This is a genomic window from Lonsdalea iberica, from assembly GCF_002111585.1.
Lineage (GTDB): Bacteria > Pseudomonadota > Gammaproteobacteria > Enterobacterales > Enterobacteriaceae > Lonsdalea > Lonsdalea iberica.
Window position 1 is genome coordinate 1 of the sequence record NZ_LUTP01000063.1, and the last position, 13,252, is coordinate 13,252.

The following is a 13,252-nucleotide window of genomic DNA, read 5'->3' on the forward strand; positions in this document are numbered from 1 at the left end:
GTCGTCGTTTCAGGCAACATGCCTTCCAAAGATGGCAGCCATAGCCTGTACTGCGCCGTCATCGTCAAGAAAGTTGATGCGAAAACCCGCGGTAAAGTGGGCATCAACGAGCTGCTGCGCACCATCGACTGATAATCCTCAATCTGGCGGGCGGAATAACCCGCCATTTTTATGACCGGTCGGAACACTGCGCATAAGGACCCGCTGCATTGCACAAAATGTAGCATGGCTTAGAACAGGAAGAGGTGATGCTATGTATGACAATCTGAAGAGCCTCGGGATCAGCAACCCGGAAGATATCGACCGTTATAGCCTGCGGCAAGAAGCCAGCAATGACATTCTGAAAATCTATTTTCGCAAGGATAAAGGTGAGTTTTTCGCCAAAAGCGTAAAATTCAAATATCCCCGTCAACGCAAAACCATTGCGGCGGATAATGCGGGTCAGGGCTTCCGGGAAATTAACGAAATCAGTCCCAATCTTCGCTATGTCGTTGATGAGCTGGACCAGATCTGTCAGCGCGAACAGATCGAAGTTGACCTGAAACGCAAAATTCTGGCCGACTTACGTCATCTGGAAGGCGTCGTCACCAACAAAATTAGTGAGATTGAGTCCGATTTGGAAAAGCTGACCAAAAACCGGTAAAGCGTCTATCCACACATTCAGTACGCTATGCAGCAAAACGGGGCCGAAGCCCCGTTTTTTTCGCTAATTTGCGCCATTTCCGTAAAGGCCAAGATTAGGCGCGGCTTTCCACCTGGTCAGCCCACGTTTCTACCCATGCACAGGACACCACTTCCGGTTCCGGCTGCTCTGTCGCATCGATCTCCAGCCGCTCGCCAATTCGCTCCGCCCCCAGCTCTTGCAGCAAGGCATCGAATTGACGACCGCCGCCACAGTAGACGTCATAGCTGCTATCGCCCAGCGCAATCAGACCGTACCCCATATGAGGTAAAGGCCCGCTGGTGTCGCGCAGCGCGGTGTACAAAGAGACGATAGACTCAGGCAGTTCACCCTGCCCTGTCGTGGAAGTCACCACCAGCACTTGCTGCTCACGATAGGTCAGCCAGTCTTCCAACGAGGCCCCCTCGAAAATCTTCACTTCATGCCCGCGCTCTCTGAGAATATTTTCCGCTTCTTCAGCAACCAACAACGCGTTACCGTAAACAGTGCCAACAAAAATACCGATCTGCGCCATGACGCAACTCCCTCAATCAGACAGATTAACCCCGCTATCCTGACCTCAGGTCGCGGGAAACTCAACCCTTTCAAAATCAGGGAGAATGCCCTCCCAACCGAACTGCGACATCACGCTCTGCCAGGTTTCATCCCAGCGCGCTTTAATCTCCAGCGTCTCCCCTGTAACTGGGTGAACGAGCGACAAACAGCTGGCATGCAGCATCATCCGCTGACAGCCAAAATGGGCAGCCATACCGCGATTCTGCTTTAGATCGCCATGCGTGCTGTCGCCAATAATAGGGTGATGAATGTGACTCATGTGCCGTCGAAGCTGATGCTTACGCCCATTTTCCGGCTGCAGTTCCATCAACGAGTAGCGAGACGTTGGATAACGGCCGATGGCGACCGGCATCTCCGTCTGCGCTAGTGCGCGATAATGGCTGACCGCAGGCTGTGGTCCTTTATCAGGGGTGGCGAATTTGTCCGCGATTTTGTCCAGCTCTTCCGTTAAAGCATAGTCAATAGTGTCAGAATCAAAAACGTGTCCGCGTACCACAGCGTGATAGGTTTTCTTGAGGTCATGCTGTTCAAACAGCGTGGAGAGCTGGCGAGCGACCTCGCTGGATAACGCCAGCAGCAGAACGCCAGAAGTCGGCCGGTCGAGGCGATGAACGGTGTAGACGTGCTGACCAATCTGGTCGCGCACCGTCTGCATGACCACCACTTTTTCTTTGCGGTCGAGCCAGCTGCGGTGTACCAACCAGCCGGGCGGCTTATTGACCGCCACCAGATACTCATCCTGATAGAGAATGTCCAACATCGGTTTATTCTCCAAAGAAACCATCCAGCTCGCGCAGCGCGTTAAGCAGAAGCTGTAGTTCTTCTCCGCGCCCTTCAAAAGCCATTTCAAAATAGGGATGAATGGCAAAACGTTCGGGTAATGGCGCACCGCTGTCCAGCAGCGCATGCATACGCGGCAACAGCACCCACTGCAGCCACTGTTGGGCTTCCATCGTGTCCACGCAGAAAGGCTCTGCGCTTGAGAAGGCCTCCGCCTCCGGCGGCTTGCTCTGCCACAATTCACTTTCTCTCAGGGCATGCTCAACAGCCAACAAGGCTTGCCGAAGCTGAATTTCTTCACTCATACAGGATCTCAAACAGACTAACAGTAGGGCGGAAAAGGATAACATCGATGCCACGCGGTAGCATCCTGCGAAATGCCTTCACGTCGAGATGTTGCCGGAACAAAAAAAATGGGGGTACTGAGCAATCAGTACCCCCGATTCGTTTTATAGCAATCCCGCTACACAGTTGCTTCCCTGCTCATCCTTGAAAACTTTTCCTTTGTGGTCATCCCGACCCGCAATTCCCTCGCTGGCGATCCCTCTTTCTTCCTTGACTGCCGTTCCCTCGCGATCGTCCTGATCTCGTTCCCTTTAGGCTCCTGCCCCACCAGCATGTCCAAGCCGGCTCCCATTCTCCATCATGGAGGTGTCCGTGCTTTCATCCTGAAAACATTTCATCCTGAAGCATTTCGGCTGGAACGGACGCGTAATCATAAACAACGATATTACGTCGACCTGTTACCATGTTGCCTGGCGAATAATAAGATGTATTAATTAAAGCCAATCGGCAAGCCCCTAATTCATGGCAACATACCTTCCATCAGACCGTTTTCAATGCCATGAAATTTAAATTATTGAAAATTAATGGTTAATCACTATTTTCACACTATATTAATATAAAATATAAGCGATAACCTACAGCCATTGTGAGATATTTCGCACACGCTGAAAAGCGAAACACGCTTCAGTAATATTGAATCAATGGCTGAAGCTTATATAAAAACTCAGATAATGTCGCGGCGAGTACACGTCTTTTCTGCGTTCCAAACTCTTCCAGGATGACTTCCCCGCTCACGTTGCACAGCGAGATCAATGTCATTTCCGACGCCGTCGTCGCCAAAAACAGCGTCGGCGGCAGCTTTCGCCGCTTTTGCGTCACCAGATGACCGATCAAATTTTCCTGCATGCGGATAAGATCCTCATCGCTCCATGCCTGTAACACGGTGCAACGAATATCATCGAAGCATGCTTCCATATCTCCGGCATACTGACTGGTGTAGAACGCGTGCGCGTCAGGGTGTAGTTGGATATCCAGCGCACGTTCGACGCCATCCAGACGTTGGATGCCCCCGCCTGGCTGGGGCAACCACTGCACCTGTCCGTTGTGCGTATCGACGATACAGGGTGAGGGAATGCCATACAGTGCTTCAGAGGCGGGAGAATGCCCCTCGTGATCCTGCCATCGACTCACATAGCGTTGGGTAAAATCGGTTAACGCCTGCAACACGTGTTGATCCATCATTCTCTTCTTTACTCTACCGGTCGGGTTACACTACCTCGCATTGTAACCTGAGAGTGTAGCCGGTCGTCGATAGCATCACGGCCAAAATGCGCAACGCCCCGCAGAGCCGACCTCACGGCGCTGTCGAAGATTGGCAAAATGATGAGCTCACGTTAAGGTGAAGAGGCGAATCAAAAAAGTCCGTTAAAGAACCGACGTCATACCCCAGGTATCAAGGAGCAAAATTGATTACACATATCAGCCCGCTCGGGTCTATGGATTTGCTGTCGCAGTTAGAAGTAGACAGACTAAAAAGTAGCGCCAGCAGCGACCTTTACCGCTTATTTCGTAACTGTTCGCTGGCCGTACTGAACTCCGGCAGCCAGACGGACAACAGCAAAGAATTACTTTCTCGTTTCGAGAGTTTCGACATTAACGTGCTGCGGCGTGAACGCGGCGTGAAGCTTGAACTGGTTAATCCACCTGAAGATGCGTTTGTGGATGGCCAATTGATCCGTTCGTTGCAGGCTAACCTGTTCGCCGTCCTGCGCGACATTCTGTTCGTCAACGGTCAAATCACGCAAACGGGCCAATTCCAAAACCTTGACCTGGATAATTCGACGCATATCACCAACATCGTCTTTTCCATTCTGCGTAATGCGCGCGCGCTGCACGTAGGCGAAGAGCCGAACATGGTCGTTTGCTGGGGGGGACACTCCATCAATGAAAAAGAGTATCTGTACGCCCGGCGGGTGGGCAGCCAGCTGGGACTGCGCGAGCTAAATATCTGCACCGGCTGCGGACCCGGCGCGATGGAAGCGCCCATGAAAGGCGCGGCCGTCGGCCATGCGCAACAGCGCTACAAAGACGGCCGATTCATTGGCATGACGGAGCCTTCAATCATCGCTGCAGAGCCGCCCAACCCGCTGGTCAACGAACTGATCATCATGCCGGATATTGAAAAACGGCTGGAAGCTTTTGTCCGCATTGGCCACGGGATCATTATTTTCCCGGGCGGCGTCGGCACGGCAGAAGAGTTCCTGTACCTACTGGGGATCATGATGGATCCGGCCAACAGCGAACAGGTGCTGCCGATCATCCTGACGGGTCCGGAAGAGAGCGCTGACTATTTCCGGGTGCTGGACGAATTCATCGTCAGTACGCTGGGACGTCAGGCCCGCCGCTACTACAGCATCATCATCAATGATGCCGCCGAAGTCGCACGCGAGATGAAGAAGTCGATGCCGCTCGTTAAAGAGCATCGCCGTCATACGGGCGACGCCTACAGCTTCAACTGGTCGCTGCGTATCGCTCCCGACTTGCAGATACCTTTCGAACCCACGCACGAGAATATGGCGAATCTGCGTCTGCACCCCGACCAGCCGACCGAGCAACTTGCCGCCGCGCTGCGTAAGGCGTTTTCCGGCATCGTGGCGGGCAACGTCAAAGAAGGGGGTATTCAGGCCATCGAACAATTTGGACCGTATAAACTCGACGGCAATGCGGAAATCATGAAAAATATGGACCGTCTGCTTCAGGGCTTTGTCGCGCAACAGCGTATGAAGCTCCCGGGCAGCGCCTACATCCCCTGTTATGAAATTTTGACCTGACAAGACGTCTGCTTTGCCGCTTTCCAGTACTCCTCTGGACGGCGGCAGAGCGTTTTATTCGCGGAGACGAATCATGCCCTTACATCTATTGATTGTGGATGCGCTGAACCTCATCAGGCGCATTCATGCCGTACAGGGCTCTCCCTGTTTACCTGCCTGTCAGCATGCCCTGAGTCTGCTGTTGCAACACAGCCGACCGACCCATGCCGTTGCCGTATTCGACGACGAGCAGAGAGCGTCCAGCTGGCGGCACCAGCTTTTACCTGATTACAAAGCCGGGCGCACTCCGATGCCGGACTCACTGCACCAGGAGTTGCCACAAATCAAAGAGGTTTTCCGAGAACTGGGCGTCGAAAGCTGGCACTCTCCCGGAGACGAAGCCGACGACTTAGCCGCGACCTTGGCCTGCAAGGTTGCCGCACTCGGCCATCAGGCCACGATCGTGTCAACGGACAAGGGATATTGTCAGCTGCTGGCGCCGACGATTCAGATTCGGGATTACTTTCAAAAGCGGTGGCTGGATATGCCCTTTATCCGCCAGAAATTCGGCGTCTCCCCGCAACAACTCCCTGACTATTGGGGATTGGCGGGAATCAGCAGCAGCAAGATCCCCGGCGTCAGCGGCATCGGCGCAAAAACCGCAGCGCAGCTTCTACAACAGGCGGGATCGTTAGAACAACTTTATCAGCAGTTGGATCAACTGCCGGATAAGTGGCGTAAAAAGCTGGAGCCGCAGCGGGAAGCAGCCTGGATTTGCCGCCAGGTCGCCACGCTGAAAACCGATCTTACTTTGAACGGTAATTTGCAGCAGCTTCGATTGCCGTCGACGGCGGGCTAGAAAAACCCGCCGCCGTTTCTTAACGCTCGTCGCGACGGCCGGGTATCGCGGACCAGATACGTCGGGCGTGGATCGTGATTTCCTCACGGTCGTGATAGAGCTGTTTGGCATGAGCTTCCGCATTAATACCATTTTCATGCAAGCGTTCCATCAACAGCTCCAGATTCTGATTCACTTCCTCGTAGCGTTTTTTCATCGGCAACTTGAGGTTGAAAATCACTTCACGACACCAGCCGTTCACCAGCCAGTCAGCCATCAGGTTGGTGACCTTGGCGGGTTTCTCTACCATGTCGCACACCAGCCAGTAAACGTTGTTGCGCGGCGGTCGAACCGGAAACCATCCGCCTGGTGGTGAATCACCTGACCGGTATCCATCAAACTCTGCGCCATCAGCCCATTATCCACCGCGTGAACCATCATGCTGCGTCTGACCAATTGATAGGTCCAGCCGCCGGGACAGGCGCCTAAATCCACCGCATACATGCCGCTGCCCAACCGCTCCTCCCATTCATCCGCCGGGATGAACACGTGAAAGGCTTCTTCCAGTTTAAGCGTGGAACGGCTTGGCGCATCGGCGGGAAACTTAAGCCGCGGGATCCCCATGTAGAACGGAGAGTTGTTGTTGCTGTAGGAGTAACCGACGTAGCAGCAGCCGGGCGCGATAAACAGCACATGAATCACCGGGCGACCGGGTTTTTCTTGCGGTGACAAAATCTTACTTTCGCGCAACGCCGCGCGTAGCGGTACGGTGAACTTGCGGCAGAACTTCATCAGTTCCTTACTTTCATTGGTATCCGGCACCTCGACGCGCAGCTCTCCCGCACGTTCCAGCACGCCGGTCAGCATGCCGACGATTGGCGAGATGCGATCTTCCTGCGGCAGATCGCGCAAAAGCTCGCCGCATACCATCATTTGTCGAGCAAAGATCAGGCTCTTAAACGGCAATTCCTTGATCAGGCGATCGGCATCTTCGTACTGATAGCACTCGAAAATGACGTAGCCGCTGTTATCCTTGACCCGCACGAAGCCGTAAACGTTATGCTGCGCGGCTTTATCGGTAATTTCCGCCGCACACTCTTTTTCAAAGCCGGGACGGCAGTACAAAATGACTTTATTCATGCGAGTCAGCCTTTCTTTTCTGGCGCAGAGCGCCTATCAACAACAATAACCAGCCACCCAGGAAGCAAAAGCCGCCCACCGGCGTAACATAGGCCCACATCCGCAGCTGGGACAGCGCCAGACAGTACAAGCTGCCGCTAAACAGCACGGTTCCCAGCGCCAGGAGCGCCGCGCTCCAGTAAAACCACACGTTGGCGCGTTGGTTCATAGCCACGCTCAACGCCAGGAGCGCCAGCGTGTGGACAGCCTGATACTGTAGCCCGGTGTGAAGCCAATCCAGTTCGGCCTCCCCAAGCGTACGGCTTAAGACATGAGCGCCGAACGCGCCTAATGCGACATATGTAAATCCACTGATGGCCGCAAAGATCAGCATGAAACGGCTATTCATCGTCGTTATCCATTTTCTTTTAAGGTAAACAAGGTGCTTTAATCCCGAAGATTCAGCGCGAGCCGCTGTCGTAGCGGAAGCGGAATTTCTCCTGTTCGCTCGCCGCGCGCGCCAGTATCCACTGGCGAAAGGCGGCTATTTTACCCAGTTCTGCCTGACTGTCATGACATACCAGATAAAAAGCGTTTTTACTGACCAGCACATCGTTAAACGGACAGACCAATCTGCCCGCTTCAATTTCCGTCTGCGCCATGACATTATTAGCTAGCGCGATCCCCTGACCGTGTATCGCCGCCTGTAATACCATTGCGCTATGACTGAAGATTGGTCCCTGTTGAACGTTGATCTGCTGAACGCCCAATTGCCGCGTATAAGTCAGCCAGTCACGACGGGAAGCATCATGCAATAAAGTATGGCGAACCAAATCCGACGGCACATTTAGCGGATGCTCTCCGGTCAGCAGTTGAGGGGCGCAAACGGGCAGTAAATATTCGGCGTAAAGTTTCTCCACCCGCAGTCCCGGCCAGTTGCCGCGGCCATAAAAAATCGCCACGTCCACATCATCCGCCAGGCGATGATCTTCTTCTCGCGAGACCGCCTGAATGCGGACATCGATCCCCGGATATTCAGCGTTAAAAGTAGAGAGCCTAGGCACGAGCCAATGGATGGCGAAACTCGGCAGCATGCTCACCGTCAACGCCCCTTTGGCGCTGCGTGCCTGCAGCTTGCGAGTGGCGTCGTTCAAGGCGAGGAAGATTTCTTTGATGTCCAGAAAATAGCTCTGCCCTTCCTCCGTCAACAGCAGTGAACGATTGCGACGACGAAATAATTTGAGGCCGAGAAAATCTTCCAGGGATTTGATTTGATGACTCACCGCTGCCTGAGTCACAAACAGCTCTTCAGCTGCTTTGGTGAAACTTAGGTGGCGGGCGGCAGCGTCAAACACGCGCAACGCATTAAGAGGGGGTAGTCGTTTTGACATAGATCGGATTCTTGGCTCAAGCCTGTCAGCGCGGGTCTGACGTATGATAAGTCATTAGTTTTTTTAATCCGAGACATTATAAATTGTCCGTTGAGGATGCACCAGCAAATACCTATATTAGCGCCACTTCCTGAGTCGGAACGAAAAGTGCGGACGGATGACCGAAGTGCTTTTGACTTGTGGATGTGATGTTGTGTTTGCTATTTACCGTCTGAATTTCAGACAAGGTAGCTCTGCTACCTTTTCATTTCCTGTTTTTCCCTGTCTATTCACAAGATTGTGTAGGGCACCGCAAGATTGCGGTGCTTTTTTTTCGATTGATGCGAAAGGCGTCAAGCGGGCTTATTTGACTTCCGTCATCTGTTTCACATCAGAACGATTGATCTGCTGTTCGTGACCAAACGCATCGGTATAGCTGATCAGGCCGGTATCGCTATCCACTTTCGGTTTACCATCCGCGATAATTGTCCGACCGTCATTCGTATGCAGAACATAGTTGCTGGAGCAGGCCACCACCGAAAAGGCCATAACAATGGCCGCAATGATTGATATTTTATTCTTCATATTACACTCCGAGTAGTTTTATAAGTTTAATATCTTCTATTGAACGCCATTAAATTCCACAACTTGACACCAGTAAGCGTAGCAACCTACCCGGTTTTTTCCACCGATAACGTGTAAGTATTGTCCGAAACTTGTTTCAGCCTGAAAAATGGGACAGGATCTGCCCCCTTAACAGAGGATAGTCATGATACCGTTTAACGCCCCCCACTTTCGCCAGCAGTTCCCGGCGCTACAGCAGCCCGGCATCTATCTGGACAGCGCCGCTACCGCGCTCAAACCTCAGTCAATGATTGATGCCGTGAGCCGTTATTACAGCTTGCAGGGCGGTAACGTGCATCGCAGCCAGCATCGCGAGGCGCAACGACTGACCCAAAGCTTTGAGGAGACGCGACAACAGGTGGCGGCGCTGATCGGCGCCCCCGATCCGCGCGGCATCATCTGGACGCGGGGGGCGACTGAATCCATTAATCTGGTGGCGCAAAGTTTTGCCCGTCCTCGGCTCTCGTCCGGCGATGAGATTGTGGTCAGCGAGGCCGAACATCACGCCAACCTTTTGCCTTGGCTGATGGTGGCCCGGCAAACCGGCGCGAGCGTCGTTAAACTGCCTCTGGGCGACGATCTGCTGCCGGACGTTGAGCTTCTGCCCGCTTTGCTGTCCCCTCGAACACGTATCCTGGCGATTACCCAGATGTCCAACGTCACCGGTGGGCAACCGAACCTGCAGCGCGCCGTTACGCTGGCGCATCAGGCAGGCGCCGTCATTGTAGTCGATGGCGCACAGGGGATAGTGCATACGCCCGTGGACGTCACTGCGTTAGACATCGATTTTTATGCGTTTTCGGCCCACAAACTGTATGGCCCCACCGGCATCGGCATCCTGTATGGCAAACCCGAGCTGTTAACCGAGATGCCGCCCTGGCAAGGCGGGGGGAAGATGATGCAGGAAGTCTCTTTCGACGGCTTCGTTCCCCAAGACGGCCCGCAGAAATTTGAAGCAGGCACGCCGCATATCGCCGGCGTCATCGGCCTCTCGGCCACCCTTGAATGGCTGAATACCTACGATCGTCACGCAGCGGAACAATACAGCGTCGCGCTGGCCGAGCAGGCGGAAAAAGCACTGATGACATTACCCGGCTTTCACAGTTGGCGCTGCGCCGGTAGCAGCCTGCTCTCCTTTATGTTCAACGGCGTACACCACAGCGATCTCGTCGCTCTGCTGGCGGAAGAAGGCATCGCCGTGCGTGCGGGCCATCACTGTGCACAGCCGCTGATGGCCGCCCTTGGCGTCAAAGGCACGCTGCGGGCCTCTTTTTCGCCTTACAACAATGAGCAAGACGTAATACAGCTCATCAATGGGTTGCGCAAAGCGCTCGCTCTACTGCTGGACTAAACGACATGACTTCAAAATCGACTCACCACCCTTTCGGTACCGACATCATTGAAGACGATCTGCGCCAACGTTTCTGCGCCTGCCGTAGTTGGGAAGATCGCTATCGCCAGATCATCTTGCTGGCCAAACAGCTTCCCTCCTTACCCGAAGAGAAAAAGCAGCCCGCTATCGCGCTATCTGGGTGCGAAAATCAGGTCTGGTTGGGATACGAACGAGAAACATCCGGGGCTCTGCATTTCTACGGCGATAGCGATGGCCGCATCGTCCGCGGATTGTTGGCGATACTGCTCACGGCCGTTGAAGGGAAAACCGCAGCGCAGTTGCAGCAGTTGGATCCGCTGGCGCTGCTTGAGACTTTAGGTCTGAAGGCGCAGCTGAGCGCGTCCCGCTCGGCCGGGCTGGCGGCGCTGGCTGCCAGAATTCAGGAAATTGCGAGCCTGGAGTCCTGATTAGAGGCTGCTTTGACGTTCGGCTTTGGCCATCATTTTTTTCAAGGCATGCGAAACCGCCACAAATCCGAAGGTGGCGGTCACCATCGTCGCCGCGCCGAAACCGGACGCGCAGTCCATCCGTTTAACCCCATCGGCGCTCTGTTTTGATGCACATACGCTGCCGTCCGGCTGAGGATAAACCAGTGGTTCACTGGAAAATACGCAGTCGATACCCAGCTTGCCCTTGCTGTTTTTCACGATATTAAAGTCATGCTTCAGACGTTCACGCAATTTGGCCGCCAGCGGATCCTGAATAGTTTTAGCCAGATCCGCCACGGCGATACGAGAGGGATCAATCTGCCCGCCAGCGCCGCCGGTGGTGACGACCGGGATCTTGTTGCGTCTGCAATACGCCAGTAGCGCAGCCTTAGCACGCACGCTGTCGATGGCGTCGATCACATAGCTGAATTCGTTATTCAACAGCTCCGCCATATTGTCAGGGCTGATAAAGTCGTCCACACAGGTCACCTGGCACTCTGGGTTGATCGCCAGAATGCGCTCCGCCATCACCGCTGTTTTCGGCTGCCCGGTATGCTGACGCAACGCATGAATCTGTCTGTTGGTATTGCTGACGCAAACATCGTCCATATCAATCAAGGTGATCGCGCCGATGCCCGTCCGCGCCAACGCTTCCGCCGCCCAAGAGCCGACCCCGCCGATGCCGATCACGCAGACGTGAGCCTCGGCGAACAGCGATAACGCCTGCTGTCCATACAGCCGAGCAGTACCGCCGAAGCGCTGTAGATAGCTTTCAGATAAACGTGAACTCATGACTCACCACCTTTACGGGATAGGACCTGTAGAAAAATAAACGGCGGGGATAATAACGCAGAGCGAGGCATTTGCGGAGTAAGAGATGAAATAGAATTTTAGTTCAGCGACAAATTCCTTAACCGAGTGCAACCATAACGAAGCGGACGCGGCAAACGCGCCCGACGTTATGATGTTATTACTGAGAGAAAGTCACTACCGGCGGCTTTCCGAGTAACCCGCCGTTGGTGTTTTGCGCTGACTCAGCGCTCAGCAGCAGCCCGGAACTTTGCGGCTGCGTATTACGCAACACCCAGACTCGCCCGTAATGGTTATAGAAACCGGCGGAATGACCCGCCTCGGGGCCGATCCCCTGATAGATGTCGAAGTGCTGACCCTTGATCGCGCCACCGACGTCCAGCGCAATCATCAGGCGCATTTCGTATTTACCGTTGAATTTGCCCTGATTGTCCAGCAGCGGGACTTCCGCCAACAACACGCTGCCTTCGGGGATCAACGAGCGGTCGGAGGCGACGGAGGCCTTGGCGATCAGAGGCACCGCGCTCGCGCCACGCACTAACGCCGCATCCATCGGCTTGAAGAACACAAAGGAAGGGTTCTGTTCCAGCAGTTGGCGAACTTCCTGTTCAGAGTGGGTGTCCGCCCAGTGACGAATCGCCTGCATCGACATGTTTTCTTTCGCCACTTCGCCTTCATCGATGAGAACCTTACCGATGCTGCGATAGGCATGACCATTTTTGCCGGCATAGGCAAAGAACGTCAAAGGACGTCCATCGCCAAAGTCGACGTACCCGCTTCCCTGAACCTCCATCATGAAGTTATCCATTAAAGAGTTGCTCCAGCCCAGAATCGGAGCATTGCTGAGCGCGCCCGCATAAATACCCGCGCGATCGGGAAGATGACGATTTTTTTTACCGCGCGACGGCATGCCGTAGATGGGATACTGGAACTCGCCCTGGCGAGTGTACCGGGCCTCCACTACCGGGGTGTAATAGCCGGTGAACTGAACGTTGCCGAAGCCGTCTACTCCTTCCATTTGCCACGACCCCAGCCCAAACTTGCTCAGCTCGCGCGTATCGCCGCCCGACAGCATCCAGTTCTGGATCGCCTGGAACGTCGCGTTGTTGTTGCTGTAAAGAGTGGGAGAATCCGTCTGGATGTGCGTGACCTGTCTGGCGAAGTCGCCGGCGTTAATCGGCTTGCCGTGTGTGTTCGGCTCGTTCACCATTTTCAGAGGCTCAGTGACATGTCCGTCTTTATATTGCTGACCCTGATCGGTAGGCCGGCTCTGACAACCCGCCAAAACGGCGATCACCAAGCCGACCAACACATAACTGCTCCGCCATCCTTTCATTTTTACCCGCTCTCTTTTCAAGTGGTGTCCAACGCGGAACGATAGCAAACGGGTAGGTAAAATGAAATGCGACCAATGCCTTAAACCAAATCGCTCTGCGTCATCAATATTCCTATCCGTTTTACGTCAATAGATGAAGAAACAAACAAAGACAAGTTAAATCATAGATTTTTGCTAAAAAGGGGTTGCATAGAAACGCTTGGAGAGTATAGTGCGCTTCCA

At 54.0% G+C, this 13,252-nt stretch carries 14 protein-coding genes and 2 pseudogenes; 6 read left to right on the plus strand and 10 right to left on the minus strand.

Going from position 1 to position 13,252, the window contains the following annotated elements:
- Both dapD and AU511_RS15610 read left to right on the plus strand, forming a co-directional pair.
- A pseudogene (gene dapD, locus AU511_RS15605) lies at window positions 1–132 on the plus strand (2,3,4,5-tetrahydropyridine-2,6-dicarboxylate N-succinyltransferase); the annotation flags it as partial.
- A gap of 121 nt (window positions 133–253) precedes the next feature.
- Complete coding sequence (locus tag AU511_RS15610) at window positions 254–643, plus strand: DUF3461 family protein (RefSeq protein ID WP_094110231.1); 390 nt, start codon at window positions 254–256, stop codon at window positions 641–643.
- A 94-nt stretch (window positions 644–737) separates the two neighbouring features.
- On the opposite strand, the gene AU511_RS15615 is transcribed toward AU511_RS15610, so the two are convergent.
- The 4 genes from AU511_RS15615 to syd form a co-directional block, all read right to left on the minus strand.
- Window positions 738–1,196: a flavodoxin gene (locus AU511_RS15615; protein WP_094100886.1), complete on the minus strand. Its 459-nt coding sequence runs from the start codon at window positions 1,194–1,196 to the stop codon at window positions 738–740.
- 45 nt (window positions 1,197–1,241) lie between these two features.
- Window positions 1,242–1,997 (minus strand): tRNA pseudouridine(65) synthase TruC, encoded by a 756-nt coding sequence (gene truC / locus AU511_RS15620; protein ID WP_094110232.1) that lies wholly within the window; start codon window positions 1,995–1,997, stop codon window positions 1,242–1,244.
- Between the two features lie 4 nt (window positions 1,998–2,001).
- Entirely contained in the window at window positions 2,002–2,322 is a 321-nt protein-coding gene (locus AU511_RS15625; protein WP_094100888.1) for a YqcC family protein, read from the minus strand.
- 664 nt (window positions 2,323–2,986) lie between these two features.
- Entirely contained in the window at window positions 2,987–3,541 is a 555-nt protein-coding gene (gene syd / locus AU511_RS15630; protein WP_094110233.1) for a SecY-interacting protein, read from the minus strand.
- 227 nt (window positions 3,542–3,768) lie between these two features.
- On the opposite strand from syd, the gene ppnN reads away from it, so the two are divergent.
- Together ppnN and xni are read left to right on the plus strand one after the other, a co-directional pair.
- Window positions 3,769–5,133 (plus strand): nucleotide 5'-monophosphate nucleosidase PpnN, encoded by a 1,365-nt coding sequence (ppnN, locus tag AU511_RS15635; protein ID WP_094110234.1) that lies wholly within the window; start codon window positions 3,769–3,771, stop codon window positions 5,131–5,133.
- Window positions 5,134–5,206: 73 nt separating this feature from the next.
- The gene (gene xni, locus AU511_RS15640) at window positions 5,207–5,971 is read left to right on the plus strand and encodes a flap endonuclease Xni (protein ID WP_094110235.1); all 765 of its coding nucleotides are present in this window, start codon (window positions 5,207–5,209) and stop codon (window positions 5,969–5,971) included.
- A gap of 19 nt (window positions 5,972–5,990) precedes the next feature.
- Here the strand turns inward: xni and rlmM are convergent.
- From rlmM to AU511_RS15660, 4 genes and pseudogenes are all read right to left on the minus strand, one after another.
- A pseudogene (rlmM, locus tag AU511_RS15645) lies at window positions 5,991–7,090 on the minus strand (23S rRNA (cytidine(2498)-2'-O)-methyltransferase RlmM).
- Complete coding sequence (locus AU511_RS15650) at window positions 7,083–7,478, minus strand: DUF423 domain-containing protein (RefSeq protein ID WP_094100893.1); 396 nt, start codon at window positions 7,476–7,478, stop codon at window positions 7,083–7,085. The pseudogene rlmM and the gene AU511_RS15650 overlap by 8 nt, the downstream one beginning before the upstream one ends.
- A 52-nt stretch (window positions 7,479–7,530) precedes the next feature.
- Entirely contained in the window at window positions 7,531–8,460 is a 930-nt protein-coding gene (locus tag AU511_RS15655; protein ID WP_094110236.1) for a transcriptional regulator GcvA, read from the minus strand.
- Between the two features lie 342 nt (window positions 8,461–8,802).
- Window positions 8,803–9,024 carry a YgdI/YgdR family lipoprotein gene (locus AU511_RS15660; RefSeq protein WP_094110237.1) on the minus strand — a complete coding sequence of 74 codons (222 nt, stop codon included), beginning with the start codon at window positions 9,022–9,024 and terminating at the stop codon, window positions 8,803–8,805.
- Window positions 9,025–9,208: 184 nt separating this feature from the next.
- Here AU511_RS15660 and csdA point away from each other — a divergent pair, with 184 nt between their 5' ends.
- Window positions 9,209–10,414 (plus strand): cysteine desulfurase CsdA, encoded by a 1,206-nt coding sequence (gene csdA / locus AU511_RS15665; protein ID WP_094110238.1) that lies wholly within the window; start codon window positions 9,209–9,211, stop codon window positions 10,412–10,414.
- Between the two features lie 5 nt (window positions 10,415–10,419).
- Window positions 10,420–10,863, plus strand: coding sequence for a cysteine desulfurase sulfur acceptor subunit CsdE (csdE, locus tag AU511_RS15670; protein WP_094110239.1), 444 nt, complete (start codon window positions 10,420–10,422; stop codon window positions 10,861–10,863).
- On the opposite strand, the gene tcdA is transcribed toward csdE, so the two are convergent.
- Both tcdA and mltA read right to left on the minus strand, forming a co-directional pair.
- Window positions 10,864–11,676 (minus strand): tRNA cyclic N6-threonylcarbamoyladenosine(37) synthase TcdA, encoded by an 813-nt coding sequence (tcdA, locus tag AU511_RS15675; RefSeq protein ID WP_094110240.1) that lies wholly within the window; start codon window positions 11,674–11,676, stop codon window positions 10,864–10,866.
- A 178-nt stretch (window positions 11,677–11,854) separates the two neighbouring features.
- Entirely contained in the window at window positions 11,855–13,030 is a 1,176-nt protein-coding gene (gene mltA / locus AU511_RS15680; RefSeq protein WP_094110241.1) for a murein transglycosylase A, read from the minus strand.
- Window positions 13,031–13,252: the final 222 nt, after the last annotated feature.